Origin of the sequence: Pseudonocardia sp. ICBG162, assembly GCF_020496225.1 — a bacterium.
Classification (GTDB): Bacteria; Actinomycetota; Actinomycetes; order Mycobacteriales; family Pseudonocardiaceae; genus Pseudonocardia; species Pseudonocardia alni.
Genome location: NZ_JAHLJD010000023.1, coordinates 221,734 through 248,331, shown reverse-complemented (window position 1 = coordinate 248,331; position 26,598 = coordinate 221,734). Strand labels below are relative to the sequence as shown.

General features: G+C 74.5%; 25 protein-coding genes and 1 pseudogene. 10 read left to right on the top strand and 16 right to left on the bottom strand.

Annotation, left to right across the window (positions count from 1 at the left end; all coding sequences use genetic code 11):
• Positions 1-489 (bottom strand): transcription elongation factor GreA, encoded by a 489-nt coding sequence (greA, locus tag KPL60_RS23500; RefSeq protein WP_174525543.1) that lies wholly within the window; start codon positions 487-489, stop codon positions 1-3.
• Between the two features lie 473 nt (positions 490-962).
• Between greA and mca the strand changes: the two genes are divergently transcribed.
• Together mca and KPL60_RS23490 are read left to right on the top strand one after the other, a co-directional pair.
• Positions 963-1,913, top strand: coding sequence for a mycothiol conjugate amidase Mca (gene mca, locus KPL60_RS23495; RefSeq protein WP_374228741.1), 951 nt, complete (start codon positions 963-965; stop codon positions 1,911-1,913).
• A 92-nt stretch (positions 1,914-2,005) separates the two neighbouring features.
• On the top strand, positions 2,006-2,317 hold the full coding sequence (locus tag KPL60_RS23490) for a hypothetical protein (protein ID WP_083658998.1): 312 nt from the start codon (positions 2,006-2,008) through the stop codon (positions 2,315-2,317).
• A gap of 25 nt (positions 2,318-2,342) precedes the next feature.
• Here the strand turns inward: KPL60_RS23490 and KPL60_RS23485 are convergent, their stop codons facing one another.
• Positions 2,343-2,969, bottom strand: a complete 627-nt coding sequence (locus KPL60_RS23485) for a hemolysin III family protein (protein WP_226367289.1) — start codon at positions 2,967-2,969, stop codon at positions 2,343-2,345.
• 116 nt (positions 2,970-3,085) lie between these two features.
• On the opposite strand from KPL60_RS23485, the gene KPL60_RS23480 reads away from it, so the two are divergent.
• Complete coding sequence (locus KPL60_RS23480; RefSeq protein WP_208818822.1) at positions 3,086-3,856, top strand: isoprenyl transferase; 771 nt, start codon at positions 3,086-3,088, stop codon at positions 3,854-3,856.
• Positions 3,857-3,990: 134 nt separating this feature from the next.
• Here the strand turns inward: KPL60_RS23480 and KPL60_RS23475 are convergent, their stop codons facing one another.
• Both KPL60_RS23475 and KPL60_RS23470 read right to left on the bottom strand, forming a co-directional pair.
• The gene (locus KPL60_RS23475) at positions 3,991-4,422 is read right to left on the bottom strand and encodes a hypothetical protein (RefSeq protein ID WP_226355240.1); all 432 of its coding nucleotides are present in this window, start codon (positions 4,420-4,422) and stop codon (positions 3,991-3,993) included.
• A 1,056-nt stretch (positions 4,423-5,478) separates the two neighbouring features.
• On the bottom strand, positions 5,479-5,928 hold the full coding sequence (locus KPL60_RS23470) for a hypothetical protein (RefSeq protein ID WP_226367214.1): 450 nt from the start codon (positions 5,926-5,928) through the stop codon (positions 5,479-5,481).
• A 331-nt stretch (positions 5,929-6,259) separates the two neighbouring features.
• On the opposite strand from KPL60_RS23470, the gene KPL60_RS23465 reads away from it, so the two are divergent.
• Together KPL60_RS23465 and KPL60_RS23460 are read left to right on the top strand one after the other, a co-directional pair.
• Positions 6,260-7,513 carry a DUF885 domain-containing protein gene (locus KPL60_RS23465; protein ID WP_226367213.1) on the top strand — a complete coding sequence of 418 codons (1,254 nt, stop codon included), beginning with the start codon at positions 6,260-6,262 and terminating at the stop codon, positions 7,511-7,513.
• A 454-nt stretch (positions 7,514-7,967) separates the two neighbouring features.
• Positions 7,968-9,248, top strand: coding sequence for a PhoH family protein (locus tag KPL60_RS23460; protein WP_062400360.1), 1,281 nt, complete (start codon positions 7,968-7,970; stop codon positions 9,246-9,248).
• Positions 9,249-9,296: 48 nt separating this feature from the next.
• On the opposite strand, the gene KPL60_RS23455 is transcribed toward KPL60_RS23460, so the two are convergent.
• Both KPL60_RS23455 and KPL60_RS23450 read right to left on the bottom strand, forming a co-directional pair.
• Positions 9,297-10,121, bottom strand: coding sequence for a class II aldolase/adducin family protein (locus KPL60_RS23455; RefSeq protein ID WP_226355242.1), 825 nt, complete (start codon positions 10,119-10,121; stop codon positions 9,297-9,299).
• 43 nt (positions 10,122-10,164) lie between these two features.
• Positions 10,165-11,610: a GuaB1 family IMP dehydrogenase-related protein gene (locus tag KPL60_RS23450; protein WP_226367212.1), complete on the bottom strand. Its 1,446-nt coding sequence runs from the start codon at positions 11,608-11,610 to the stop codon at positions 10,165-10,167.
• A 90-nt stretch (positions 11,611-11,700) separates the two neighbouring features.
• Between KPL60_RS23450 and KPL60_RS23445 the strand changes: the two genes are divergently transcribed.
• Positions 11,701-12,477, top strand: coding sequence for a UTRA domain-containing protein (locus KPL60_RS23445; protein ID WP_226367211.1), 777 nt, complete (start codon positions 11,701-11,703; stop codon positions 12,475-12,477).
• Here the strand turns inward: KPL60_RS23445 and KPL60_RS23440 are convergent.
• The 4 genes from KPL60_RS23440 to glpX form a co-directional block, all read right to left on the bottom strand.
• Positions 12,408-13,937: an ATP-dependent DNA ligase gene (locus KPL60_RS23440; RefSeq protein ID WP_226367210.1), complete on the bottom strand. Its 1,530-nt coding sequence runs from the start codon at positions 13,935-13,937 to the stop codon at positions 12,408-12,410. The genes KPL60_RS23445 and KPL60_RS23440 overlap by 70 nt on opposite strands.
• A gap of 45 nt (positions 13,938-13,982) precedes the next feature.
• Positions 13,983-15,212, bottom strand: coding sequence for an EAL domain-containing protein (locus KPL60_RS23435; RefSeq protein WP_226367209.1), 1,230 nt, complete (start codon positions 15,210-15,212; stop codon positions 13,983-13,985).
• Between the two features lie 138 nt (positions 15,213-15,350).
• Positions 15,351-16,751, bottom strand: coding sequence for a class II fumarate hydratase (locus tag KPL60_RS23430; RefSeq protein WP_226367208.1), 1,401 nt, complete (start codon positions 16,749-16,751; stop codon positions 15,351-15,353).
• Positions 16,752-16,805: 54 nt separating this feature from the next.
• The gene (gene glpX, locus KPL60_RS23425; RefSeq protein WP_226356644.1) at positions 16,806-17,792 is read right to left on the bottom strand and encodes a class II fructose-bisphosphatase; all 987 of its coding nucleotides are present in this window, start codon (positions 17,790-17,792) and stop codon (positions 16,806-16,808) included.
• 217 nt (positions 17,793-18,009) lie between these two features.
• Here glpX and KPL60_RS34845 point away from each other — a divergent pair, with 217 nt between their 5' ends.
• The 3 genes and pseudogenes from KPL60_RS34845 to KPL60_RS23410 all read left to right on the top strand — a co-directional run bounded on the left by KPL60_RS34845 (position 18,010) and on the right by KPL60_RS23410 (position 20,001).
• The gene (locus tag KPL60_RS34845; RefSeq protein ID WP_226367207.1) at positions 18,010-18,948 is read left to right on the top strand and encodes a DUF4245 family protein; all 939 of its coding nucleotides are present in this window, start codon (positions 18,010-18,012) and stop codon (positions 18,946-18,948) included.
• Positions 18,949-19,049: 101 nt separating this feature from the next.
• Positions 19,050-19,166, top strand: a pseudogene (locus KPL60_RS35200) (hypothetical protein); the annotation flags it as partial.
• Between the two features lie 283 nt (positions 19,167-19,449).
• A complete protein-coding gene (locus tag KPL60_RS23410) occupies positions 19,450-20,001 on the top strand; it encodes a hypothetical protein (RefSeq protein ID WP_226367294.1) in 552 nt (183 codons plus the stop codon).
• 72 nt (positions 20,002-20,073) lie between these two features.
• Here the strand turns inward: KPL60_RS23410 and KPL60_RS23405 are convergent, their stop codons facing one another.
• The 3 genes from KPL60_RS23405 to KPL60_RS23395 are packed head-to-tail and all read right to left on the bottom strand — an operon-like array spanning position 20,074 to position 22,147.
• Positions 20,074-20,298, bottom strand: coding sequence for an exodeoxyribonuclease VII small subunit (locus KPL60_RS23405; RefSeq protein WP_100879661.1), 225 nt, complete (start codon positions 20,296-20,298; stop codon positions 20,074-20,076).
• Entirely contained in the window at positions 20,298-21,536 is a 1,239-nt protein-coding gene (gene xseA, locus KPL60_RS23400) for an exodeoxyribonuclease VII large subunit (protein WP_226355250.1), read from the bottom strand. Before xseA ends, KPL60_RS23405 begins: the two co-directional genes overlap by 1 nt.
• Entirely contained in the window at positions 21,533-22,147 is a 615-nt protein-coding gene (locus tag KPL60_RS23395) for a lipid droplet-associated protein (RefSeq protein WP_062400380.1), read from the bottom strand. The genes xseA and KPL60_RS23395 overlap by 4 nt, the downstream gene beginning before the upstream one ends.
• Before the next feature lie 113 nt (positions 22,148-22,260).
• On the opposite strand from KPL60_RS23395, the gene KPL60_RS23390 reads away from it, so the two are divergent.
• A complete protein-coding gene (locus KPL60_RS23390) occupies positions 22,261-23,238 on the top strand; it encodes a 4-hydroxy-3-methylbut-2-enyl diphosphate reductase (protein WP_226367206.1) in 978 nt (325 codons plus the stop codon).
• A 67-nt stretch (positions 23,239-23,305) separates the two neighbouring features.
• Here KPL60_RS23390 and KPL60_RS23385 read toward each other — a convergent pair whose 3' ends face one another.
• The 3 genes from KPL60_RS23385 to KPL60_RS23375 form a co-directional block, all read right to left on the bottom strand.
• Entirely contained in the window at positions 23,306-23,854 is a 549-nt protein-coding gene (locus KPL60_RS23385) for a L,D-transpeptidase (protein ID WP_226355253.1), read from the bottom strand.
• A 192-nt stretch (positions 23,855-24,046) separates the two neighbouring features.
• Positions 24,047-24,919, bottom strand: a complete 873-nt coding sequence (locus tag KPL60_RS23380; protein ID WP_226367205.1) for a DUF6542 domain-containing protein — start codon at positions 24,917-24,919, stop codon at positions 24,047-24,049.
• A 4-nt stretch (positions 24,920-24,923) separates the two neighbouring features.
• Positions 24,924-26,519, bottom strand: a complete 1,596-nt coding sequence (locus KPL60_RS23375) for a DNA recombination protein RmuC (protein ID WP_226367204.1) — start codon at positions 26,517-26,519, stop codon at positions 24,924-24,926.
• Positions 26,520-26,598: the final 79 nt, after the last annotated feature.

The following is a 26,598-nucleotide window of genomic DNA, read 5'->3' as shown; positions in this document are numbered from 1 at the left end:
TCAGCCGGTGAAGGCCTCCACCGACACCAGCGTCACCTTCATGGTTCCGCCGTCGGGCAGCTGGTACTCGCGGGTGTCACCCGGCTTCGCGCCGAGCAGCGCCGCGCCGAGCGGGGAGTTCGGGGAGATGACCTGCAGGTCGCCGTGGCTGCCCTCCTCGCGGGAGCCGAGCAGGACCTTCTCGGTCTCGTCGTCGTCCTCGTAGCGGATCTCGAGGACGGTGCCGGGGGAGGCCTCGTCGGAGCTGGACGGCGCGGTGCCGACCTGGGCGGTGCGCAGCAGCTCCTGCAGCTGACGGATCCGGGCCTCCTGCTGGCCCTGCTCCTCGCGCGCCGCGTGGTAGCCGCCGTTCTCCTTGAGGTCGCCCTCCTCGCGGCGGGCGTTGATCTCCGCGGCGATGACGGGCCGGTTCTCGATCAACCCGTCCAGCTCGGCCTTCAGCCGGTCGTAGGCGTCCTGGGTCAGCCAGGTGGCCTGGGTGTCCGTCACCGTCATCAACTCCTCCAGGAAAACAGGACGTGTCACCGCCGGGACGCCTGGCGCCCGGCGGGCACACGGGGGTGGCGGCTCCGAGCGGCACGCCCCGAGTAAGGAAAAACACGACCCGCCTGCGGGTCGTGTGGGGCTCACCTTACCACGGAGCGTGCCGCTCATCGCAGCCTTTCGGTGAACGGGCGCGCGTACCGGATAGTTCCCTGTCGAGGAATATTCGCAGGTAACGGGGTTGTCGACGGCCACACCGCCGCCCCGGCCGCGGCGGCGTCAACCGTCCGTCGCAGACAGGCGCCCCGGCGGGAACAGATGGTGCGGGTGACGGCGTTGCCGATGCCGGAGCCCGTGCTCGGCGCGGTTCCTGTCGGTCCCCTCTGCCAGGATCGTCCCTGAGCACGACCTCGCCGCCCGCCGCCGGCAGACCACCGGTGCGGGACCCGAGTCCGGTGACCGTGGAGGAACCCGCCCCGATGGCTACGCAGTACACCCCGTCCGCCCCGCGCCCGGTCCAGCCGCCGGCGCCCGGCGAGCGTCCCCGGTTGATGACGGTGCACGCCCACCCCGACGACGAGTCGTCGAAGGGCGCGGCGACCACCGCCCGGTACGTCGACGAGGGTCACGAGGTCATGGTCGTGACCTGCACCGGCGGTGAGCGGGGCAGCATCCTGAACCCCGCGATGGACCGGCCGGACGTCCTGGAGAACATGACCGCGGTCCGCAACGCCGAGATGGCCCGCGCCGCCGAGATCCTCGGCGTGCAGCACGTCTGGCTCGGCTTCGTCGACTCCGGCCTGCCCGAGGGCGACCCGAAGCCCCCGCTGCCCGAGGGCTGCTTCGCCCTGGGTGACGTCGAGGAGCAGACCGCGGCGCTGGTGAAGGTCATCCGCGAGTTCCGCCCGCACGTGGTCGTCACCTACGACGAGAACGGCGGGTACCCGCACCCGGACCACATCCGCACCCACGTCATCTCGATGGCGGCCTGGGAGGCCGCGGGCGACCCGGCACGCTTCCCCGAGGCCGGGGCCCCGTGGCAGCCGATGAAGCTGTACTACGGCCACGGCTTCTCCAAGGCCCGGCTGGAGGCCTTCCACAACGCGATCGTCGAGTCCGGCCAGGAGTCGCCGTACGCGGAGTGGCTGGAGAACTGGAAGAGCGACCGGCCCGACCCCGGCACCCGGGTGACCACCAAGGTCCCGTGCTCGGACTGGTTCGGCCGGCGCGACGACGCGCTGCGCGCACACGCCACCCAGATCGACCCGGACAGCAGGTTCTTCTTCACCCCGCTCGAGGTGCAGGCCCGGGTGTGGCCCACCGAGGACTACGAGCTGGTCCAGTCCCTGGTCGACACCGAGGTCCCGGAGGACGACCTGTTCGCCGGCATCCCCGTCGAGGTCGGCGGGGAGCGCCGTCGCGCCGGATGAGGGCGCGCGGGCTCCGCGGGTAGCCTGGTCACCGGCCCCTCCCGCAGCTGCGGGGTGGTGCCGGTGATCCGGGAACCGGAGTACGGAGGCGCGTGGCGGTGCAGGTCGAGAACGTGACGGCTGTGGTGAACCAGGTCGTGACGGGCCTGCTCGTCCCGATGCAGGACCGGCCCCCGCCCCCCGGGCAGCTGCCCGAGTTCGGCAACGCGGCTCCCGCCGGGCTGGCGATCGTGCTGCTCCTGCTGCTCGCGACGGTCTTCCTCATCCGCAACATGAGCAAGCGGATCACCCGGCTCCCGGAGTCCTTCGACGGTGAGGACACCGCGGAGGGCGGATCCGACCCGGCCGGCACCGCATCCGGGACCGCGACCGACCGCGGCGAGCCGGGACCGGCCCGCTCCTGAGCCGCCGACCCGCGGACGCAGCGGGTCAGCGCAGCAGCACCAGCCAGATCGCGACGTGGTGGCAGGCCCAGGCCAGCACCGTCGCGGCGTGGAAGAACTCGTGGTAGCCGAACGTCGCGGGCCACGGGTCGGGCCGTCGTAGCGCGTACATGACCGCGCCGACGGTGTAGAGGGCCCCGCCGGCGAGCAGCAGCACGAGCGCGGCCACGCCACCGCCGGCCAGCAGCCCGGGCAGCACGAACACCGCGACCCAGCCGAGCGCGACGTAGATCGGCACCCCGACCCAGGCCGGCGCGGTCGGCCACGCGAGCTTGAGCGCGACCCCGGCGAGCGCCCCGCCCCAGACGACGGCGAGCACCCAGGTGGCGGTCGCCGCGGGGAGCGCCAGCACCGAGACCGGCGTGTAGGTGCCCGCGATGAACAGGAAGATCATCGAGTGGTCGAGGCGCTTCATCAGCCGTCGCCGGGCCGGGTCGACCCAGGTGTGCCGGTGGTACAGCGCACTGATCCCGAACAGGCCGAACGTGGTCAGCGTGTAGACGGCCGTGGCCGCGGCCGCGGAGGCCCCGACGAGCGCCCCCGCGACACTGATGAGCGCGGCGCACGCGAACACGGAACCGACGAGGCTCCACAGGTGCAGCCAGCCCCGCATACGGGGCTTGAGCGGGGCGGACGGGGCGATACTCACGCACCCCGACGTTACGGGTCGCGACGGCGGGGGTCCCGTCCGGCGGACGAACGCCACACCCGGGACTAGGCTCCCTGTACGTGGCCCTCCGAGACCTGCTCTACACGGTGTATGAGCGCAGGATCCTGCGTCAGATCGCGGGGGCCGAGCAGCCCAGGCACGTGGCGCTCATCCTCGACGGCAACCGCCGCTGGGCGCGGGAGGCCGGTCTGGCCGACCCCGCGGAGGGGCACCGTGCCGGCGCGGCGAAGATCGCCGAGATGCTCGGCTGGTGCTCCGAGGCGGGCGTCGAGGTCGTCACGGTGTTCCTGCTGTCCACCGACAACCTGGACACCCGCTCCCCGGAGGAGCTCAAGGACCTCCTGGAGATCATCGCCGGGGTCGTCGACGACCTCTCCGGCCCGGACACCCCGTGGCGGCTGCGGGTGGTCGGCGCGATGGAGCTGCTGCCGAGCAGCCTGGCCGACCGGCTGACCGCGGCGGTCGCCCGTACCAGCGACCGCGGGGGCATCCAGCTGAACGTCGCCGTCGGCTACGGCGGCCGCCAGGAGATCGCCGACGCCGTCCGCAAGATGCTGCTGACCCAGGCGGAGGCGGGACGGACGATCGAGGAGCTCGCGGAGTCGCTCGACGTCGACCACATCGCGGAGCACCTCTACACCTCCGGACAGCCCGACCCGGACCTCGTCATCCGGACCAGCGGCGAGCAACGGCTGTCGGGGTTCCTGCTGTGGCAGTCGGCCCATTCGGAGTTCTGGTTCTGCGAGGCCTACTGGCCTGAGTTCCGCCGCGTCGATTTCCTGCGGGCACTGCGCGACTTCGGCGCACGGCACCGACGTTTCGGCGGATGAACTCAGATCGACCGTAACCTCCGGCCGACTCGCTCGTTATATAGGCCCTGAAAACGGAGATCGCGGTCCCTGGAAACGGCAAAGACCCCGGGAGCGGACTCCCGGGGCCTTCCGCGCGTCGGTGACGCGAGGTCTTACTTGCCACCGCCGTGGTGCTTGCCACCGTCGATGTCGACCTTGTCGCCGTTGTCGGCGGCGTTGGTGCAGTCGACGCTGTTGTCCGACTTGACGCCCGACTTGTTGTACGCCTCGCTGAACAGACCGCCCAGGGCACCCTGGACCAGGCTGTTGCCGTTGAGGGCGGTCCCGCAGGCCTGCGGCGAGACGTTGATGTTGTTGTTGGACAGGTTCACCAGGCCGGCGCTGTTCTTCTGCGCGACGCCCTCGGAGTCCTCGACGGTCGAGGCCTTGGCCTTGTTGCCGCTGAAGTAGCTCTCGTGGGACTTGGTGTTACCGCTGTCCTTGATGTAGGTGTCGCCGCCGTGCTCACCCGCGAACGCGAGCGGGCTCAGCGCGACGAGCGACGCGGCGCCGGCCGCGGCAACGATTCCAGCCTTCTTCAGCACAGTCCGTCTCCTGTTAGTCGGAGAGCGCGCCCGACCAAGGTGCGCAACTCTCAGTACCTGTCGACGCTCGAACCAGGGAGCCCGCATCGACTGCGTGTCAATCTAACGGACGCTTTCGCGCTCGACAATCTGACCCTGCGTAATTCTTCGGGGGAGTCGGCGAACCATTCGTGTACCTGGGGATTCGTCACCGCAATCGCAGCGCGGTCGGCGTGGCGTGCGGGCGTGTCGGCGCTGCGGCGGTCGGGGCAGCGGGGTGGGAGCCGTTCGGGGGAGGCGTGCGGCCGGTGTCGACGGCACCCGGGAACCGGCTGTGCGGCCCGCCGCGCGGGTGGGCATCGCCTTCACGGGTTCGGCGCCGGCCGGGACGGTCGAGCGGGGTGGGCCTCGGAGGTGGGCCTCAGAGGTGGGCCGCGCCGGAGCGGGGCGCAGGTCGGCGGGCGAACCCGAGGTGCCGCAGGTGCCGAACCGGTGTGGGCGACCCGGTTCGGCTCCTGGTCCGGCCGCATGATCACCGGTTGTGGAGTCAGGCGTCCGCGACGCGGACGTTCCGCTCCACAACCGGCGATCATGGGGGCGTCCGACGTCCGGCGTCTCGTACGAGGTCGTGAGCGCCGGACGTAGCGCGGACGGGCCGGGACGGCGGCGGTCGACGCGGGGGCGGTCGGCCGCGGGGGGCCGTCGGGCGGCCGGGGCAGTCGGGGCGCCGGAGGTGGCCGGGCGCGAGGCCGCTGGGACGCCGGGCGACCCGATCTGTCGCGACCGACGGCCGCAGGGCGGCTGAGCGGCAGTCGCGTGCGAGGACGCTGGGAAGTCGGACGGCCTCACGGCCGCCGGCGTGAAGGAGGTCGGGCGGCAGGAGGGCCGCCGGGCGCGGGTGTCGCCGGGTGGTAGCGCGGCCGGGGGGCGAGGACAGCCGGGCACGAGGGGAGACGGGCTTCGTGCACGGAGCGTGGTCGCGCAGCCAAGGAATCGGAGTAGCGCCCGCAGGTCTCGACACGACGGGGTGAGCACGTCCGCCGGGGGTCGGAAAACGGTGACCCGACGGAATCCCGGTCACTCGGGAGTGGACTCGGGTCGGAACGCGAGAATGCCCCGGAGCAGAAGCTCCGGGGCATTCTCAGATCTGCAAGGAGATCGGCCGATCGAGTCGCCGGCGCCGGCCTCCTGGCCGCAGTTGTCCGACTGGTCGGTCGTCGAGTCGCCCGACTTGGCCTGGGCCTTGCCCAGGATGCCCAGGGCGCCGGTGACGCCGTTGAGGGCGGAGGCGTCCTCGACCGGGACCTGCACGCCCAGCACGTTGACCGGGACGTTGTTGTTGCAGGCCTGGATCGGCACGTTGACGTTGTTGCCGTTCAGGCCGGCGATGAGGCCCTTGGCGTCCTTGTCGATGACGTTCTCGGCACCGTGGTGGTGGCCGCCCTTGTGGCCGTGGTCGCCGTCCTTGTCGCCGGCGAAGGCGAGCGGGGACAGGGCGAGCAGGGACGCGGCGGAGGCCGCAACCACGATTCCAGCCTTCTTCAGCACAGTTTTCTCCTGTTGAGTCTCGAGTCCGCCCGAAGCCGGTCTCACGCGTGCCGGCACGCTGACGAGGGGGAGCCCGTACCGACTGCGAGAAAAGCTACCGCTGTTATTCCTGCGAAACAAATCTCGTGACCCTATCGAGGTACACTTTCACTGACGGTTCCGATACTCCCCAAATAGGTTGTTCCGGTCCCGTGCGACCGAGCTGTCGCGGACACGGATCGTGCACCCTGCGTGGTCGGGTACGTCCGAACGGACGCGTCACCGGCGGCCCTCGCCGTCGTTCCGCTCCGAGCCCGCCTACGCTCCGGGGATGGACCTGCTGCACGCGACGGCGGAGCTCGCGTCGCGGGTGGACCGGCTGCGGCCGGGTGTGCTGGACGGGCCGCCGCCGTACCCGTCGATCGCCCGGCGGGTGGCCGCGGAGCCGGTCCAGGACCCGGCGGCGCTGGTCGTCACGGCCGGGCGGCTGCGTGCGGAGGTCGCGGCGGCGGGGCTCCCGGACGGTCGTCGCCGGTACCTGGACGCGCTCCTGGTCGCGCTGCGGTGCCGGGCCCGGCTGCTCGCCGGCGAGGACGTCGGCTACGTCGAGCAGGTCCGCGACCTGTTCGGGGTGCTCCCGCGCCGCAGCGAGCCGGACGAGCTGCACGAGGCGCACCGCAGACTGGCGACGGTGCTGCCCGGGCGCGGCCCACTGGCCGCCCGGATGCGGGACCACCGGGCCGCCGACGTCCTCCCGGCGGAACGACTGGCCGGTGCGGTCACCGCCGTCGTCGCCGAGCTGCGTCGCCGCACCCGCGACACGCTGGGGCTCCCGGACGGCGAGCACGCCGACGTCGACCTCGTCGGCGCCCGCCCCTGGACGGCATTCACCTGCTACCGCGGCGGCCTGCGCAGCCGGATCTCGGTCGCGACGACGGGCCGGGTGCGGGCCGGGTCGCTGCTGCCGCTGCTCGCCCACGAGGCCTATCCCGGCCACCACCTGCAGTACTGCCGGGCCGAGGTCGCATCGGCGCGGTACCCGGAGCTGGCACTGCGGCTGGTCCACAGCCCGCAGGGGCTGGTCGCGGAGGGAGCGGCGGAGGCCGCCGTCGCCGTGGTGCCCGGCCCCGGCTGGGGCGCGGTCGCCGAACGCGTCCTCGCGGGCGCGGGCGTGCACCTCGACGGCCCGGCGGCCGAGCGGATCGAACGGGAGCTGGACCTGCTCGGCCGGGTCCGGCTCGACGCCGCCCTCATGCGTCACGTCGACGGCGCCGGCCCCGACGCGGTGCTCGCCCACCTGTCGCGCTGGCTGCTGGTCGACGACGACCGGGCGCGGCGCATGCTCGACTTCCTCGACCACCCCCAGTGGCGCACCTACCCGGTCACCTACGCCGAGGGCGGCCCGCTCGTGCGCGCCCGGCTCGCCACCGACCCGGAGGGCCCCGCCGCCGCGCTGGCGACGCTGCTCGACACCCCGGTCCTGCCGTCGGATCTGGTCACCGACGGTGGCGCCGCGCCCGGTCCGGAACGCGGTGGACCGCCCCCCGCCGCGGTCGGAGTACTCCGTCCGCCGCGCCTCGGCTGAGCCGAACGGCTCGCCACCGAACGAGGTGCTGATACCCGATCCGACGTCGGACGGTACCGATCACACGATGAACGGCGCGTTACGACTGTTCCATCAGGGGTCAACGTAGGGATCCGACGGAGAGTTGCTATTGACCGCACGAGGGTGACCACTAGTAGCGTCCATGACGACGGGCTGTACCCGATGCGGCCCGTTCGGGAGGCCCTGGAGTGGTGTCACACGCACCCGAGAGGGCCGGCACCCGGCCCTTGCGGGCGTGCCGGCCGGAGGACCGCCATGGTCCCTCCGCGTCGTCGCGGCCCGCACCGGGGCCGGCCGGCCCGACGCAGAGCAGGCGCGGTGCCGCGCCTGCGAGGGAGCACCCGTGACCGATCGTCGTCCCGCCCTCACCGACCCGACCTCCGCACCCCAGGGGTCCGTCGGGGACGCACCGGCAGGTACCACCCGCTGCTATGTGCTCGACACGTCCGTGCTGCTGTCCGACCCCTGGTCGCTGCAGCGTTTCGACGAGCACCAGGTCGTCCTGCCGCTCGTCGTCATCAGTGAGCTGGAGGCCAAGCGTCACCACCCCGAACTGGGCTGGTTCGCCCGGACCGCGCTGCGCCAGCTCGACGAGCTGCGCGTCAAGCACGGCCGTCTCGACGCACCCGTGCCGATCGGCGAGTCCGGCGGCACGTTGCACGTCGAGCTGAACCACTCCGACCCCACGGTCCTGCCGGCCGGGTTCCGCACCGACTCGAACGACTCGCGGATCCTGGCCTGCGCGCTGAACCTCAAGGCGGACCCGGCCGCGCCGGCGGACGTCACGCTGGTCACCAAGGACATGCCGTTGCGGGTCAAGGCCGCCGCGGTCGGTCTGGATGCCGACGAGTACCACGGCCAGGACGTGCTGTTCTCCGGCTGGACCGGGATGACCGACCTGGAGGTGACCCCCGAGGACGTCGACGCGTTGTTCCGCGACGGCGTCATCGACCACGACGAGGCCCGCGACCTGCCCTGCAACACGGGGTTGCGGCTGGTCGGGGCGTCGAACGCGCTCGGGCGGGTCACCGCGGACAAGCGGGTCAAGCTGGTGCGCGGGGACCGGGAGGCGTTCGGGCTGCACGGCCGTTCGGCCGAGCAGCGGATCGCGCTGGACCTCCTGCTGGACAACGAGGTCGGGATCGTCTCCCTCGGCGGCCGCGCCGGGACGGGCAAGTCGGCGCTCGCGCTGTGCGCCGGTCTGGAGGCGGTGCTGGAACGACGCCAGCACCGCAAGATCGTCGTCTTCCGGCCGCTCTACGCCGTCGGCGGGCAGGACCTCGGCTACCTGCCCGGCAGCGAGGTCGAGAAGATGCAGCCCTGGGCGCAGGCCGTCTTCGACACCCTGGGCGCGATGGTCAGCCAGGACGTCATCGACGAGGTCATCGCCCGCGGGCTGCTGGAGGTCCTGCCGCTGACCCACATCCGCGGCCGCTCGCTGCACGACACCTTCGTGATCGTCGACGAGGCGCAGTCGCTGGAGCGCAACGTGCTGCTCACGGTGCTGTCCCGGCTCGGGACGGCGTCGCGCGTCGTGCTCACCCACGACGTCGCGCAGCGCGACAACCTGCGCGTCGGGCGGCACGACGGCGTCAACGCCGTCATCGAGAAGCTCAAGGGCCACCCGCTGTTCGCGCACGTCACGCTGACCCGCAGCGAGCGCTCGCCGATCGCCGCGCTGGTCACGGAGATGCTGGAGGGACCCAACTCCTGAGGTGCCGGGCCCGGCCCCCGTCCGCAGCCGCGGACGGGGGCCGTGTGCTCAGTCGAACAGGTCCGGGTCGGTACGGACGACCTCGTCCCACAGCGGCTGGTAGGAGAACCAGCCGGCGTAGGGGGTACCGGTCTGCTCGGCGGTGAACCGCGCGTTGGCGTGGTCGACGAGCGTCGGCGTCCCCGCGGCCTCGGCGAGCAGCTGCGCCTGGCAGTTGCGCTCGGTCGAGATGAACCACCAGGCGGCCTCGGCGACGGTCTCACCGACGGAGAAGATCCCGTGGTTCTGGTGGAACACCATCTTCCGGTCGGTCAGGCCGCGGGCCAGCGCCCGGCCCGCCTCCGGGTCGAGCACGACCGCGCCCGCGCCCTCGTGGACGACGCCGTGGTTCTCGTAGAGGGCGCAGGCGTCCTGGGTGATGGGGTCCAGCGGGCGGCCCAGCGACGACCACGCCTTGCCGTACACCGAGTGGGCGTGGGCGGCCGCGACGACGTGCGGGTGCTCGGCGTGCACGGCCGAGTGGATGACGAACCCGGCCTGGTTCACCGGGCGGTTCCCGTGCCGGACCGTGCCGTGGTGGTCGACCATGATCAGGTCCGAGACCCGGATGTGCCGGAAGCTCATGCCGAACGGGTTGACCCAGAACATCTCCGGGTCCTCCGGGTCGCGCACGGTGATGTGCCCGGCGATGCCCTCGCCGAAGCCGAACCGGCCGAAGATCCGGAACGCGCCGGCGAGCTGCTGCTTGCGGTGCAGCCGCTCCTCGGCGGAGGTGGCGAACGTCGGTGGCGTGGGCAGACCGCCGGTACCACCGCCGCCGAGGGCGGCGGTACCGGAGCTGCTGGTGGTGGTGTCCTGCGTGGGGGCGGCCATGACCCGACCGTGCGCCGGATCACGCCCCGGGTCAAGCGGTGGCTCAGAGGCCGTGCGGGGTGCCCTCGGTGAACCCGGCGGTGGTCTGTACCCCGACGACGGAGCGCTCGTGCAGCTCGTCGACCGAGCGCGCGCCCGCGTAGGTGCACGCCGAGCGGACGCCCGAGCAGATCTCGTCGAGCACGTCCTCCACGCCCGGCCGGTCCGGGTCCAGCCGCTGGCGCGAGGACGAGATGCCCTCCTCGAACAGTGACTTGCGGGCCCGGTCGAACGCGTTGTCCCCGCGGGTGCGGGCGCTGACCGCGCGCTTGGACGCCATCCCGAACGACTCCTTGTACGCGCGGCCGTGCTCGTCGCGCAGCAGGTCGCCGGGGGACTCGTAGGTGCCCGCCAGCCAGGAGCCGATCATCACCGAGGCCGCGCCCGCGGCGAGGGCGAGTGCGACGTCGCGCGGGTGGCGCACCCCGCCGTCGGCCCAGACGACGGCGCCGCGCTCGCGGGCCGCGGCGGCGCACTCGGCGACCGCGGAGAACTGCGGGCGCCCGACGCCGGTCATCATCCGGGTCGTGCACATGGCGCCGGGGCCGACGCCGACCTTGACGATGTCGGCGCCCGCGTCGACCAGGTCGGCGACGCCCTCGGCGGTGACCACGTTGCCGGCGGCGACCGGGACCGCGGCCCCGGCCTGGTCGACCACACGGCGGACCGCGCCGAGCGCGTCGAGCATCTTCTCCTGGTGGCCGTGCGCGGTGTCGACGACGAGCACGTCCACACCGGCGTCGAGCAGGGCCTTCGCCTTCACCGCGACGTCGCCGTTGATGCCGATCGCGGCCGCGGTGCGCAGCCGGCCCGCGCCGTCGAGGGCGGGGGAGTAGATCCCGGCCCGGATCGCGCCGAGCGGGGTGAGCAGGCCCGCGAGACGGCCGTCGCCGTCGAGGCCGAGCGCCACAGCCTTCCGACCGGCGTCGAGCCGCTCGAACACATCCCGCGGCTCGGTGCCCAGCGGCAGCGCCAGCGGGTCGGGGTCGAGGACGTCGGCGAGCCGGGTGAAGCGGTCCACCCCCGCGCAGTGCGCCTCGGACACGGTCCCGACCGGGCGGCCGCCGTCGTCGACGACCACGACGGCGTCGTGGGCCCGCTTGGGCAGCAGGTTCAGCGCGTCGGCCACCGCGTCGGAGGTGCGCAGCACCAGCGGGGTGTCCCACACCGGGTGCCGGGACTTGATCCAGGTCACGATCTCCGCGACGGCGTCGGTCGCCACGTCCTGCGGCAGCACCGTCAGGGCGCCGCGGCGGGCGAGGGTCTCGGCCATCCGGCGGCCGGCGACGGCGGTCATGTTCGCCGCGACGACCGGCACCGTGGCCCCGGAGCGGTCCGGGGCGGTGAGGTCCACGTCGAACCGGGACGTCACCGTGGAACGGCGCGGGACGAGGAAGACGTCGTCGTAGGTCAGGTCGTGCTCGGGCCGGCGGTCGTCGAGGAAGCGCACGATGTCGGGATGCTACGCCCCGGGGCGTTGTCACGCGTCCGTCATGTGAGGGGAACCGCCGGGCAACCCCGTGTGCCTACCGTCGGGTACATGCCGGTGCCGTCGCCGTCCCACCACGTGCGGGCGTCCGACGCGCGCCGGCTCCGGGACCTGCTGCGCATCGCCGTCGCCGGGCGCGCGCGCCCCGGGGACCTGCTGCCCGGTGAGGACGAGCTGATGGTGCGCCACGGTGTGCCGCGCAGCGCCGTCCGCGCCGCGCTGGGGCTGCTCCGCGAGGAGGGGCTGCTGCGGCCCGGGCCGACCGCGCACCGGATCGTCGCCCGCCCGCACTACCCCGGCCGGACCGCCGTCACGGGCACGGGCACCCGGGTCCCGCGCTACCTCGAACGCACCGGGATCGCCGCGCCCGACGTGCTCGCCGACTGGCTCGGCGTCCCCGTCGGCACGCCGTGCCTGCGCACCGAGTGCGTCTCGGCGACGGCCGGCGGCGGCGCGGTGCTGGAGACCCACTACTTGGCCACCGAGGCCGCGGCGCTGCTGCTCGCGGTGCCCGGGACCGGCCCGTTCGACCGGCAGCTCGCCGACGCCGGGCTGCGTCCCGCGCGGGCCGGCACCCGGTCCGGCCCGGTGCCCGCCGACCCCGACTCGGCGGCGCTGCTCGGCGTCGCCGCCGGTGCCCCGCTGCTGGGGGCCGAACGCACCCTGACCGGCGACGACGGCCGGGTCCTCGCCGTCAGCGTGCTGCGCGCCGACCCGGCAGGCACGGTCCCGGTGGCCCGCGACGGCGCCGCGGCCGCTCAGCCCGACAGCAGCGCCCGCACCGCCTCCAGCGAGTCGGCCTCGGCCGGGGTCTTGTCCGGGCGGTAGCGCAGCACCCGGGCGAAGCGCAGCGCGACCCCGCCCGGGTAGCGGGTGCTGCGTTGCGCGCCGTCGAGTGCGATCTCGACGACGAGCTCGGGCCGCAGGTGCACCACGCCGGGCTCGCGCGCCGTCTCGTACTCCGGGAAGGTCGCGGTCTGCCAGGCCAGCAGCTCGTCGGTCATCCCCTTGAACGTCTTGCCGACCATCACCGGCTCCCCGCCGTCCGGGTCGCGGGCGCCGAGGTGGATGTTCGACAGCGACCCGGTCCGCCGCCCGTAGCCCCACTCGGCGCCCAGCACCACCAGGTCCAGGGTGTGCACCGGCTTCACCTTCTGCCAGGCCTTGCCGCGCCGCCCGGCCGCGTACGGCGCGGCCAGGTCCTTCACGACGACGCCCTCGTGCCCCGCCGACAGCGCCTCGGAGAGGACCGCGGCCGCCTGTTCCGGCGACGGCCGCCGCACCCCCGGCATCCGCAGCGCGGCGTGGGTGTCCGCGGCGAGCAGCCCGGCGAGCGCGTCGAGCCGGACCTCGGCGGGCTCGTCGACCAGGTCGCGGCCGTCGAGGTGGAGCAGGTCGAAGAAGAACGGCGACAGCAGGACGTCCGGTACCCGCTCCTCGGTGCCGAATCGGCTCATCGTGTCCTGGAACGGGCGGGGGCGGCCGTCGTCGTCGAGGGCGAGGGTCTCGCCGTCGAGCACCGCGGTGTCGCACGGCAGCCCGCGCACCAGCTCCACCAGCTCGGGCACCCCGTCGGTGATCTCGCGCAGCGTGCGCGTCCACACCCGCACCTCGTCGCCGCGGCGGTGCACCTGGATGCGGGCGCCGTCGAGCTTGTGCTCGACGGTGACGTCGGTGCCGAGCCCGGCCAGCGCGGCGTCGAGCGAGTCGCCGGGGGAGGCGAGCATCGGCCGGATCGGCCTGCCCACCTCCAGCCCGATCGCGGCGAGCGCGTCCTGTCCGCCGGTCAGCGCGGTGGCCGCGGTCTCCGGCAGCCGGCCGGACAGCATGAACGCGCGGCGCACCGCGGGCGCGGGTGCCTCGGAGGCGGCGGCGACGGCGTCCACCATCAGCCCCTCGAGGGCGCCCTGGCGCAGCTCGCCGGTGAGCAGGCGGTGCAGGAAGCGCTGCTCCTCGGTGGTCGCGGCGCCGTACAGCTCGGTGAGCAGCTCGCGGCGCCGGGCCGCCGAGCCGGTCCCCGCGGTGCCGGCCAGCTCGTCGAGCAGTGCGTCGACCCGCTCCACCGTCAGCGACGGCTCCGCCGCGGCCGGCACGTCGACGCCCGACAGGGTCCGCCAGCCGGTCCCGATCCGGCCCTGCCGGGGGACCCCGGACAGCCAGGCGACGACCGGCACGACCTCGGCCGGCGCGGCGGTGCGCAGCAGCCCGGCGAGCGCGGCGGTCTTCTCCTTGCGCGCGCGGGTCGCCCCGACCGCGGCCGAAGTGGTGACGACGTCGGTGAACAGCACGGGGTCAGTGAAGCAGCGACCCCCGACAGTTCGCGCGTCGTCGGATCAGGCGGTGCGCGCGGCCTGCGGTACCGGGACGGGGCGCGGGCCGGACGCGGCGGGCGGCAGGATCGCGCGGCGCCACAGCTCGGCGACCGGGACGACCCCGCGGCAGGTGCCGTCCGGTGCGACGACGACCAGGTCGTCGTAGCCGCGGGCCGGGTCGCCGGACAGACCGATCTCCATCGCGCGGTGCAGCGGGGTCCGCTCGTCGACGGTGCGCGGCGGGTCCGCCAGCTCGGCCGCCGGCTTCTCGGCCCACAGCGCGTGCCCGAACCTGCCGGCCAGCTGGAGCAGGACGCGGCTGCGGTCGAGGTAGCCGACCGGCCGGTGCGCCCGGTCGACCAGGACGATCCCGGCCGAGTCGGGGCGGGCGCGCAGCGCCTCGCGGGCGGTGTCGCCGACGGCGTCGTCGGGCAGGGTCACGGCCGGCACGGCGAGCCCGCGCACCGGGGGACCGGCCGGCCGGGGCGCCGCGGGGCGCTCGGGGGCGGGCGGCGCGGACCCGGTCGTGAACGGCTGCGGCGCCGCGCTCAGCAGGCCGAGCAGCTCCGCGCGGGTGGCGGGGTCGGCCTCGGGGGCGGCGCGCGTCCCGCCCAGCAGCGGGCCCTGGGCGAACGCGACGCCGATCGTGAACAGCGCGGCCAGCCTGCCCGCGTCGTGGACGCCCGTCGCGGCGACCGGCGCCCCGGCCGTGCGGGAGACCTCGATGACCGCGCGGACGGCGGCACCGGTGCCCGCGTCGAGCACCCCGCCGCAGAGGTCGGGCTCCAGCTTCACCACGTCCGGCCGGACGGCGGCCACCACCTCGGGACCGAACGCGCGCCCGGCCCCGTCGAGCCCGATCCGGAAGCCCCACCGCCGCAGCTCGGCCAGCGCCGGGACGAGGTGCTCGGCCGGCGCGGCGGCGGCGATCGGCGGACCCACCTCCAGCAGCGGGGCGACCGGGTCGGTGGCGTCGCCGAGCATGGCGCGCAGCCGGCCGCGTGCGTGCAGGACGGTGTCCGCGGCGACGTCGACCTGGATCGGGACCGTCCCGCCGTACGCGCGGGCCGACGCGACCGCGGAGACCGCGGTGCCGGCGTCGAGCTCGGCGATCCGGCGGGCGTCCCAGCCGCGGTCGCGGGCCACCACGGCCACCGCGTCGTGCGGGCGGCGCGGCACGACCTCGACCCCGGCGACGCGGCCGGTGCGCAGATCGTGCACGGGGACGTACGCGAAGCGCTGGTCGGGCATGGGTGAGTCCGTTCGAGTGACAGTGATCGACTGACGCACACACGGTGTCACGTCGATGTGGACCGAACGGGGACGCGGAGGTGAACAGCGGATGGACTGACCCGGTGCGCCCGGCCGGTGACCGGGCGCAGCCGGGGGTCAGGAGCGCTTCTCGCCGCGGGTCATCGCCAGCACGTCCAGGGCGCGGTCCAGCTCGGCCTCGGTGAGCGTCCCGTTCGCCACGTGCCCGCGCTCGATCACGACCTCGCGGATCGTCCGGCGCTCCGTCAGTGCCTGCTTCGCGATGGCCGCCGCCTCCTCGTAGCCGATCCTGGAGTTGAGCGGGGTGACGATCGACGGCGAGGACTCGGCGTACTCGCGGGTGCGCTCGAGGTCGGCCTCCATCCCGTCGACGACCTTGTCGGCGAGCAGCCGCGCCGCGTTCGCGATCAGGCGGGCGGACTCCAGCACGTTGCGCGCCATCACCGGCATCATCACGTTCAGCTCCAGGTTGCCCTGGCTGCCGGAGAAGCCGACCGTGGCGTCGTTGCCCATGACCTGCCCGCAGACCATCATCGTGGCCTCGCAGATCACCGGGTTGACCTTGCCCGGCATGATCGAGCTGCCCGGCTGCAGGTCCGGCAGGTGGATCTCGGCCAGCCCGGTGCGCGGACCGGACGACAGCCAGCGCAGGTCGTTGGCGATCTTGTAGAGCGACACGGCGACGGTGCGCAGCGCGCCGGAGGCCTCGACCAGGCCGTCGCGGGAGCCCTGGGCCTCGATGTGGTCGGTGGCCTCGGCGAGCTGCTCCAGGCCGGTCGCCTCGCGCAGCTTCGCGACCACGGCGGCGCCGAACCCGTCCGGAGCGTTGAGCCCGGTGCCGACCGCGGTCCCGCCGATCGGCAGGACGGCGAGGCGGGGGAGCGCGTCGCGGACGCGGTCGGCGCCGTAGCCGGCCTGGCTGGCCCAGCCGCCGGCCTCCTGGCCGAGGGTGATCGGGACGGCGTCCATGAGGTGGGTGCGGCCGGCCTTCACGACCTCCGACCAGTCCGCCGCGCGGCGGCGCAGCGCGGCCTCGAGGTGCTGCAGCGCCGGGACGACCTCGGTCGCCAGCGCCTCGGTGGCGGCGAGGTGGATGGTCGTCGGGAAGACGTCGTTCGACGACTGCGAGGCGTTGACGTGGTCGTTCGGGTGCACGTCGGTGCCGGCGCGGGCGGCCAGCGAGGCGATCACCTCGTTGGCGTTCATGTTCGACGACGTGCCCGAGCCCGTCTGGAAGACGTCGACCGGGAAGTGGTCGTCGTGCCCGCCCGCGGCCACCTCGTCGGCGGCCGCGGCGATCGCGCGGGCCCGGTCGTCGTCCAGTACGCCCAGCTCGCCGTTCACCCGGGCCGCGGCCGCCTTGACCAGGCCGAGTGCGCGGATCTGGGCGCGCTCCAGGCCGCGGCCCGAGATCGGGAAGTTCTCCACCGCGCGCTGGGTCTGGGCCCGCCACAACGCGTCGGCGGGGACCCGGACCTCGCCCATGGTGTCGTGCTCGATGCGGAAGTCCTCGCTCATGGGCGAAGGTCTACTCCTCCACGACCCGTCCCGCAGTGTTAAGTGAGCCTAACCTCACGGCAGCGGCGGGGCCTCGCCCTCGACGCCGTCGAAGTCGACGGAGGAGAACTCGCGCAGCTTGGTGAGACGGTGGTAGCCGTCGATCAGCCGGACGGTGCCGGACTTCGACCGCATCACGATCGACTGGGTGGTCGCGCCGCCACCCCGGTAGTGGACGCCGCGCAGCAGCGGGCCGTCGGTGATGCCGGTGGCGCAGAAGAAGACGTTCTCGCCGCGCACGAGCTCGGCGGTGGTCAGGACCTTGTCGAGGTCGTGGCCCGCGGCGAGGGCCTTCTCGCGCTCGGCGTCGTCCTTGGGCCACAGCCGGCCCTGGATCTCGCCGCCCATGCACTTCAGCGCGGCCGCGGTGATGATCCCCTCCGGGGTGCCGCCGACGCCGTAGAGCATGTCCACGCCCGAGGTGGGACGCGCGGCGGCGATGGCACCGGCGACGTCGCCGTCGGAGATGAAGGCGATGCGGGCTCCGGCCTCGCGGATCTCGGTGACGATCTGCTCGTGGCGGGGGCGGTCGAGCACGCAGACGGTGACGTCGGCGACGTCGATCTCCTTGGCCCGCGCGACCCGGCGGATGTTCTCCGCGACCGGTGCGGTGATGTCGATGACGTCCGCGGCCTCCGGCCCGACCGCGATCTTCTCCATGTAGAAGACGGCGGACGGGTCGAACATGGCGTCCCGCTCGGCGACGGCGAGCACGGCCAGCGCGTTGGGCATGCCCTTGGCCATCAGCGTGGTGCCGTCGATGGGGTCGACGGCGACGTCGCAGAACGGGCCCTCGCCGTTCCCGACCTCCTCGCCGTTGAACAGCATCGGGGCCTCGTCCTTCTCGCCCTCGCCGATGACGACGACGCCGCGCATCGACACCGAGGAGATGAGCTGGCGCATGGCGTCGACGGCGGCACCGTCACCGCCGTTCTTGTCGCCCTTGCCGACCCAGCGGCCCGCGGCCATCGCGGCGGCCTCGGTGACCCGGACCAGCTCCATCGCCAGGTTGCGGTCGGGCGCCTCACGACGGCGGGGGGTGGCGGGGCTGGCGGGCTGGCTCACGGATACGTCTCCATTCACGGGCGGCGTGCTCGTCGGCGACGTCCCCTCGTCCGGGTTCCCACGGGCGTACGGGGAGGCGCCCGGCGATCCTCGCACGCGGGACGCCGGGGGAGCAGTGATGAGCGACCGACGCCATGCCTGGGACGATGGACACGTGAGCGCACGACCTGACCCGGGAACGCCGTCGCCGGACTCCTCGGAGCCCGCCGGGCCCCCGGCTGTCCCGGACCCGGCCGAGACCTCCGGTACCGCCGGGGCCGCCGACCGGGACGCGTCCCCCGGTGGGGCGGCCTCCGCCGGTCGGGCTGCGGCCGACGAACCGGGCCCGGGCCCGGTTCCGGCGTCGGACCCGGCGTCGGCTCCGGGCGCTCGCCCCGACGCGGGTCCGGCCCCGGCCGAGACCCCGGCCGTCGCCGCGGCTCCCGCGGGTGCGGCCCGGTCCGGGAGGCCGCAGCCGCCTCCGGTGACCCGCCGGATCCCCGAGGCCGGTCCGCAGGCGATGCACAAGCCCGGGCGCGGCGACACGTCGGTGCGCGACCTGATCTGGGCCTGCCTGATCCTCGTCCCGGTCGCCCTGCTGATCTTCTCGGTCGGCGGGTCCTGCTCGTTCTCGCCCGGCACCCCGGCCGAGGACGCCGCGTCGGCCCCCACCGTCGACGCCCCGGCCCGGATCGCCGAGTACGCCCGCGGCTCGACCTTCCCGCTGCGGCTGCCGGATGTCCCGTTCCGGGTCAACTCGACCGACCGCGGCCCGGTGGAGGGCGGCGGCACCGCCGTGCGCATCGGCTTCGTCACCCCCGACGCGGACTTCCTGAGCCTGGTCCAGACCGACGGCACGGTCGAGGGGGTCCTCGCCACCGAGTCCGGTTCCGCGGGCCGCGGCGACGGCCCGCCGACGATGCGCGGCACCGTGCAGGCGGGCGGCCTGACCTGGGAGGTCTACGGCGCCGAGGGCGGCGAGCCCTTCCGGATCGCGACGTTGCCCGGCCGGCCGGAGGTCCGCGTCCTGGTGACGGGGTCCGCGTCGGACGAGCAGTTCACCACCCTGGCCACCGCCCTGACGACCGCCCGCGTCTACCCGCCCGGGTCCTGAGGACCGGTCCCACACGGGTTGTGGTTGTCCACATCGCGGGGAGTTGTCCACAGGGGCCCGGGTGGGGCCGGCGGACGGGGTGTGGCGGGCAGGGTCGGGGCATGGACCTCCTGCCCGGTACGACGCCCGTGCGGCGCTCGGAGCTGATCGCCGCGGGGATGAGCGAGGCCGAGATCCGGCAGGCCCTGGGCGCGGGGGAGATCGTGCGGGTCTGCCGCGGGATGTACCGCGGTGCCGTACTGCCCGGGGCGGTGACGGGACCCGGCGGGCGCGGGGAGGAGCTCGTCACCGCGCACGAGCGCGCCGTGCGCGGTGTGCTGCGTCGGCTCGACTCGCCCGCCGTCGTCAGCCACGTCTCCGCCGCGGTCGTGCACGGCGCCGAGACCTGGGACGTGCCGCTGGACCGCGTGCACGTCACGCGGTCGGTGCCGACCGGCGCCCGCAGGGGGGCACGACCTCGTCCTCCACGCGCTGCCCCTCGACCCCGCGGAGACGGTCCGGGTGCGCGGGCTCCCGGTCACCAGCCCCGCCCGCACCGTCGTCGACGTCGCCAGGACGGTGCCGTTCGGGCAGGCGGTCGTCGTCGCGGACGCTCTCGCCCGGCGACACGCGCTCGGGACCGCGGAGCTCCTGACCGCGGCCCGCCCGGACCGCCGTCGCCGGGGGACGGCGGCCGCGGTGCGCGTCGCCCGGTTCGCCGACGGGCGCGCCGCGGGCCCCGGCGAGTCGCGCAGCCGGGTCCTGTTCCACACCGCCGGACTCCCCGCACCCGACCTGCAGCGCGAGGTGCGTGACCCCGCCGGCCGGTGGCTCGCGACGGTCGACTTCTGGTGGGACGGCTGTCCACCCGTCGTCGGGGAGTTCGACGGCGAGATCAAGTACGGGCGTCTGCTCCCACCGGGGAGGACGGCGGGCCAGGTGATCACCGAGGAGAAGATCCGCGAGGACCGGCTCCGCGACCTGGGACTGCACGTCGTCCGGTGGACCTGGCGTGACCTGGACGACCCCGCCGCCCTCCTGACCCGCCTCCGGACCAGGCTGCCGACCCGATGACCTCCCACACCGGATCCGGCGTCCCACACCGGATCGGGACCCGTGTGGGACGCCGGATCCCGTGCGGGAGGCTCAGGCCTCGTCGTCGGACTCGGCGTCGGCCAGCTTCTCCTCGATGCGGGTGCGGGCGCCGGCGAGCTGGGCGTCGCAGCGCTTGGCCAGGGCCTCGCCGCGCTCCCACAGCGCGACGGACTCGTCCAGGCCGAGGCCGCCGACCTCCAGCGCGCGCACGACCTCCACGAGCTCGTCGCGGGCCTTCTCGTAGCCCAGGGTCTCCACTGCCGGTCGGTCGCTCATCAGGTCTCCGGGTCGGGGGTGGTGGTCACGGTGGCGGCGACGGCGCCGTCGGCGACCCGGATCCGCAGGCCGGTGCCGGCGGGCGCGTCGGCGACCGACCGCAGCAGCGGGGGCACGTCGTCGTCGGTGCGGTCGGCGAGCTGCACGATCGCGTAGCCGCGGGCCAGGGTCGCGGTCGGGCCGAGCGCGGCGAGCCGGGCACCCAGGTGCTCCAGCTCCGACGACGACCGGTCCAGCCGGCGCAGCACCGCGCGGTGGGCGGCGGCGCGGGCGTCGGCGATCTCGCCCTCCCGGGAGGTGACCATGCGCAGCGGGTCGGCCAGCACCGGCCGTCGTCGCAGGTCGTCGAGGCGGTGCTGCTCGCGGTCGACCCAGCCGTGCAGCGCGCGGCGGGCCCGGTCGCGCAGCCCGGAGATCCGCGCGGTCTCCTCGGCGAGGTCGGGCACCAGGCTGCGTCCGGCCTCGGTGGGGGTGGAGCAGCGCACGTCGGCGACGTGGTCGACCAGCGGGGTGTCCGGCTCGTGCCCGATGGCCGACACGACCGGGGTCCGGCAGGCGGCGACGGCGCGGCACAGCGTCTCGTCGGAGAAGGGCAGCAGGTCCTCGACGCTGCCGCCACCGCGGGCGAGCACGATGACCTCGACGTCCGGATCCCGGTCGAGGGCCCGCAGCGCGCCGACGACCTGCTCCACGGCGAGCCCGCCCTGCACGGCGACGTTCTCGATCCGGAACCGCACCGCGGGCCAGCGGGAGGTCGCGTTGCGGACGACGTCGTGCTCGGCCGCCGAGTCGCGCCCGGTGACCAGGCCGATGGTGTGCGGGAGCAGCGGCGGGCGCCGCTTGAGGGCCGGGTCGAACAGCCCCTCGGCGGCGAGCAGCCTGCGCAGCCGCTCGATGCGGGCCAGCAGCTCGCCGAGCCCGACCGCGCGGATCCGGTCGACGCGCAGCGACAGCGTGCCGCGCCCCAGGTAGAACGACGGCTTGCCGTGCACGATCACCCGGCTGCCCTCGGTCACGGCGCCGCCGGCGTCGCGCACCAGCGACGACGGCGCCGTCAGCTGCAGGGAGATGTCGGCGGCCGGGTCACGCAGGGTCAGGAACGCGGTCCCGGAGCGGGCGTTGACCTGGGCGAGCTGGCCCTCGACCCACACCGCGCCGAGCCGGTCGACCCACTCGGCGATCTTGCGGGCGACCGTGCGGACCGGCCACGGGTCCTCCTCGGAGGTCGTGGCGCTCAACGGTTCTCGGACACCGTCGCGATCCGGTTCGTCAGCATCGTGACGTACGGCGGCCGGTTCTCGTGTGCGGTCTCCCAGGCGAGGAGGTCCGCGAGGTCGTCGAGGCTCAGCGTGCGGAGCTTGCCGCGCAGCTGGGGCACGGTCATCGTCGGGTACTCGGGCAGCACGGCGGGCGCGGTCGCACTCGCCTCGGCCCGGTTCGACGCCGACGCCGGACGCGGCGACGCGGGCGACCGGTCGATCGGGATGCCGGTGCGGGCGGGCCGCAGCGACGACACGGTGCCGTTGCGCCCGGCCGGGGGAGCGGCGGGCGGCAGCGGCGGGGCGATCGGCTCCGGGTCGGGCAGCGAGAGGTCGGCGCCGTCGGCCAGGTCGTCGTCGAAGGTCGCCCAGCTGGGGATGTCGTCGGCGGGGCGCAGGGTGCCGAGCGCGCGGTCGCCCTTGATCGCCAGCTCGGTGATCCGCTGCTGGAGCCGCATGGACACCTGCAGCGCCTGGCTGACCGCGGTCACCGGCAGCTCGACGGCGTGCCGCGGCAGTTCTCGGGCCTGCTCGACGGCGGTCACGACGAGGCCGGCGGCGATCCGCACGGGGAACGGCAGCGGAGACATGCACGCCATTGTCCCCTGATCCGCGGCCGCCTGTCGCGCCGGGCGCGCCGGGACCCGGTCGGGCCGGTCACGTACGGCTGCCCGCTCCCGGACCGGTCCGTACCCTGGGGGCCATGTCCGGTTCTGCCAAGCAGGTCCTGCTCGCCAAGCCCCGCGGCTACTGCGCGGGCGTCGACCGTGCCGTCGAGGCGGTGGAGCAGGCGCTCGACCAGTACGGCGCCCCCGTGTACGTCCGCAAGGAGATCGTGCACAACAAGCACGTGGTGGAGACGCTGCGCGAGCGCGGCGCGATCTTCGTCGACGAGGCGTCGGAGGTCCCGGAGGGCGCGCACGTCGTGTTCTCCGCGCACGGCGTCTCGCCCGCGGTCCGCGACGAGGCCAAGGGCCGGAACCTGCAGACCATCGACGCGACCTGCCCGCTGGTGACCAAGGTCCACCAGGAGGCGAAGCGGTTCGCCCGCGAGGACTACGACATCCTGCTCGTCGGGCACGCCGGGCACGAGGAGGTCGAGGGGACCTCCGGTGAGGCGCCCGAGCACATCCAGCTCGTCGAGTCCGCCGCCGACGTCGACTCCGTGACCGTCCGCGACCCCGAGCGGGTCGTGTGGCTGTCGCAGACCACGCTGAGCGTCGACGAGACGATGGACACCGTCCGTGCGCTGCGCGAGCGGTTCCCGAAGCTGCAGAACCCGCCGTCGGACGACATCTGCTACGCCACGCAGAACCGCCAGGTCGCGGTGAAGACGATGGCGCCGCGCTGCGACCTCGTGCTGGTCGTCGGGTCGCGGAACTCGTCGAACTCGGTGCGCCTGGTCGAGGTCGCGTTGGGCGCCGGGGCCGGTGCCTCGTACCTGATCGACTACGCCCGCGAGATCGACGAGTCCTGGCTCGACGGCGTCACGACGGTCGGGATCACCAGCGGCGCGTCGGTCCCGGAGATCCTGGTGCAGGGTGTCGTGGAGTACCTCGCCGAGCGTGGCTTCGGCTCGGTCGAGGAGGTCGACACCGCCGAGGAGACGCTGACCTTCTCGCTGCCCCGCGAGCTGCGCCCGCCGCGCGGCCGGTCGCTGGGCCTGACCCCGGTGAACTGACCCGCGGCACACACGACGGAGGCCCCGGACCGACTCGGTCCGGGGCCTCACGTGTGTACGGGGGCGGTCAGCCCGCGGCGCGGTCCGCCTGGACCTGCTTCGCCGACACGACCTGCACCTGGTCGCCGATCTGCAGGGTGTCGAACCAGAGCTTCGCGTTCTCCGGGGTGAGCCGGACGCAGCCCGCCGACGGGGTGTCGGTACGGCCCTCGTGGAAGGCGATGCCGCCGTCCTGGAAGAACACCGCCCACGGCATCGGGGCGGGCTCGCCGTTGGTCATCGTGTACTCGCCGCTCTTGTGCAGCTGCTCCTTGCGGTAGACCCGCAGGGAGTGGCCGACCGGGGTCTCCTTGCCCGGGCCGCCGATGGCGACCGGGACGGGCCCGTGGGTGACCTTCCCGTCGGTGAGCAGCCAGGAGCGCTGGGTGTCCAGGTCGACGCAGGCGCGGGCCGTGACGGTGCACGGGGTGCCCTCGACGAGCGGCTGGTCCCGGAAGGCCTGCGCGGCCGGGGTCCCGGCGATCGCGGTGCCGACGCCGATCAGCGCGACGGCCGCGGTGACCAGCGCGACGACGATCGCGGGTCGCGTCCTGCGGGGGCTGCGGGTGGTCGACATGGCTCTCCAGTGGTTCCGGCGTGCGTCGGGGAGCGGCGGGGTCACGCCGTGCCCCCGATGGGAAGACGCTCGGGAGGGCAGTGGGTTGCTCCCATTGTCCGATCCGTCGTCACCCGGGCGGTCTGCGGGGTACGTTCCGGCCGTCCACCTGGGCGGATGCGTCCGGACGGCCGTGGCTGCGCCGGACGGCCGTCAGCGGGTGTCGCGGCGTGTCCGGCCGGTCGCGCCGCGTGTCGACCCGCGGTCGGGCTCGGAGCGGGAGGAGCCGGCGCGCGAGGAGCCGGAGCGCGCGGTCCCGGTGGAGCGTGCCGCCGAGCCGGTGCGGGAGACCCCGGTGCCGGTGGACCCGGTACGCCCGGTGGACCCGGTGCGGGCCGTGTCGCGGCGGGCGGAACCGGTCGGGGCCGAGCCGGTGCGGGCGGTACCGGTCGTCGAGCCGGTGCGGGCGGTGCCGGTCGTGCGGGACCGGGCCGCGGTCGTCGTCGAGGTGCCCGCTCCGCGCGGTGCCCGGGTCCGTCCGCCGGGGCCGTCGGGGTCGTACCCGCCCGGGTCGCGGCCCAGGCGCTGCCGCAGCCGGCCGACGGCGTCGTCCGGGCCGAGCCGCTGACGCAGAACGCGCAGACCGGCGACGAGCAGCACGACCAGCGTGGTCACCGCCATCGCCGGGAACGCGTTGATCAGCGGGGCCCCCGCCATGAGCAGGCTCTGCGCCGTGCCACCGCCGGACGGGGCGCCGATCAGCACCGCGACCAGCGGCACGACGACGGCGAGCAGCAGCGGCGGCTGCACGGCCGGCAGGAACAGGCTGCGCCGGCGGACCCAGGACACCGCGAGCACGCAGCCGAGCAGGTAGCAGACCTCGAACACCCGGCCGACGGTGCCGATCCGCAGCAGGTCCACCAGGACCCCGAGGGCGGTGGTGCCGACGGCCAGACCGGTGGCCGCGAGCGGCGGGACACCGAGGACCGGGGGGAGCAGGGACCGCTCACGCACCGGCCAGCCACCGCGCGCGGGGGCGGGCCCCCGGCCGGGCCGGCGGGCCGAGCTCGATCGGGCCGTGGTCACCCGGTCAGCCTAACCCCTCCCGCCACGGTGTCCCGGCCGCCTCGTCGCGTGCCGTGTCGCCGTCGCCGAACGTGCCCGGATGTGCGCCGTCGGGTCGGCCACCGCCGGATCGGGTGCCGTCCGACCGGTTGTGGTCGGGCCGCCCGAGGTCCTCCAGGGACACCAGCGAGTCCCCGGCGGAGGCGACCAGCTCGGGCGCGGAGACGCCGCGCGGGGTCCGGTCGACCGTCGCGGGCGTCCCCAGCTCGGTGTCGGACACCTGCAGCTCGGTGAACTTCCGGGCGCTCACCAGGACCCGCGCCTCCAGCGAGGAGACGGTCCGGTTGTAGCTGTCCACCACCGCGTCCAGGCTGCGGCCGAGCTTCGCGACGTGCGTGCCCATCGTCGCGAGGCGCCCGTGCAGCTCCCGCCCGAGCCGGTGCACCTGGGCGGCGTTGCGGGCCAGGGCCTCCTGCTTCCAGCCGTAGGCGACGGTGCGCAGCAGCGCGACGAGGGTGGTCGGCGTCGAGAGCACGACGTTGCGGCCGAAGGCGTACTCCAGCAGCCCCGGGTCCGAGCGCAACGCCGCCTCCAGGAACGGGTCGCCCGGCACGAACAGCACCACGAACTCCGGTGTCGGCTCGAACGACTCCCAGTAGGCCTTGGCCGAGAGCTGGTCCACGTGGGTGCGCAGCTGCCGGGCGTGCGCCGCGAGCCGCTCGGTGTGCACGTCCGGGTCCGAGGCCTCGACCGCCTGCAGGTAGGCCGCGAACGGCACCTTCGCGTCGACGACGACCTGCTTGCCGCCCGCGAGCCGGACCAGCATGTCCGGGCGGACCCCGCCGTCCTCCCCGGCGGCGGACACCTGGGTGGAGAAGTCGCAGTGCTCGAGCATCCCGGCCATCTCCGCGACCCGCTGCAGCTGCATCTCGCCCCACCGGCCCCGCACCTGCGGCGCCCGCAGCGCGTTGACCAGCGCCTTCGTCTCGGTGCCGAGCTTGTCCGAGCTCGCCGCCATCGCCCTGACCTGCTCGCGGAGCCCGGCGTAGGCGGACTCGCGCTCCTTCTCCACCGTCCGCAGCTGTCCCTCGACCCGGCCCAGCGCCGCCGAGACCGGGTCGAGCAGCTGCTCGACGGCCTTCGCGCGGGCGGCCTGGTCGCCGTCGGCCTTCGCCGCGAGCGCGGCGGTCGCCTCCTTGAGCCTGCTCTCCGCCAGCGCCACGAACGCCTCGTTGTTGCGGGCCAGCGCGTCCTGCGACAGCGTGGCGAAGGAGTCCTTCAGCTCGGCCTCGCGGCGCACCGTCGCGGCCTCGGCCCCGGCCCGGGCCTCCCGCTCGGCGCGCAGCGCTGCGGTGGCCCCCGCGGCGTCGGACTCGGCCCGCCGGGCGCGGATCGTCGCGTCGTCGAGGGACTCGTGCAGCTCCTCGACCCGTTCGAGCAGCGCGGCGCGCTCGGCGCGCAGGCCCGCCGCGTCGGCCCGGGTGGTGGCGGCGGTGTTCGCGGCGGCCCGGGCCGCCTCGGCCGCCTCGGCCCGGAACCGGGCGGCGGCCACCGACCAGACCACGGCGGCGGCGACCGCCGCACCTAGCAGCGATCCGAGGAGCAGGCTGAGGACGTCCACCCCCGCAGCGTGCACCGCACCCCTGACAGTTCCGCGTCGCCGCAGCTCAGCGGCGTGTCCGGAGCCGGGTGTTTCGTAC

Coding starts and splice junctions, on each gene's coding strand:
- mca (WP_374228741.1), top strand. CDS start 963: ATGGCTACGCAGTACACCCCGTCCGCCCCGCGCCCGGTCCAGCCGCCG.
- KPL60_RS23485 (WP_226367289.1), bottom strand. CDS start 2,969: ATGCGGGGCTGGCTGCACCTGTGGAGCCTCGTCGGTTCCGTGTTCGCG.
- KPL60_RS23465 (WP_226367213.1), top strand. CDS start 6,260: ATGGACCTGCTGCACGCGACGGCGGAGCTCGCGTCGCGGGTGGACCGG.
- KPL60_RS23455 (WP_226355242.1), bottom strand. CDS start 10,121: ATGGCCGCCCCCACGCAGGACACCACCACCAGCAGCTCCGGTACCGCC.
- KPL60_RS23445 (WP_226367211.1), top strand. CDS start 11,701: ATGCCGGTGCCGTCGCCGTCCCACCACGTGCGGGCGTCCGACGCGCGC.
- KPL60_RS23435 (WP_226367209.1), bottom strand. CDS start 15,212: ATGCCCGACCAGCGCTTCGCGTACGTCCCCGTGCACGATCTGCGCACC.
- KPL60_RS23430 (WP_226367208.1), bottom strand. CDS start 16,751: ATGAGCGAGGACTTCCGCATCGAGCACGACACCATGGGCGAGGTCCGG.
- glpX (WP_226356644.1), bottom strand. CDS start 17,792: ATGGAGCTGGTCCGGGTCACCGAGGCCGCCGCGATGGCCGCGGGCCGC.
- KPL60_RS23405 (WP_100879661.1), bottom strand. CDS start 20,298: ATGAGCGACCGACCGGCAGTGGAGACCCTGGGCTACGAGAAGGCCCGC.
- KPL60_RS23395 (WP_062400380.1), bottom strand. CDS start 22,147: ATGTCTCCGCTGCCGTTCCCCGTGCGGATCGCCGCCGGCCTCGTCGTG.
- KPL60_RS23390 (WP_226367206.1), top strand. CDS start 22,261: ATGTCCGGTTCTGCCAAGCAGGTCCTGCTCGCCAAGCCCCGCGGCTAC.
- KPL60_RS23385 (WP_226355253.1), bottom strand. CDS start 23,854: ATGTCGACCACCCGCAGCCCCCGCAGGACGCGACCCGCGATCGTCGTC.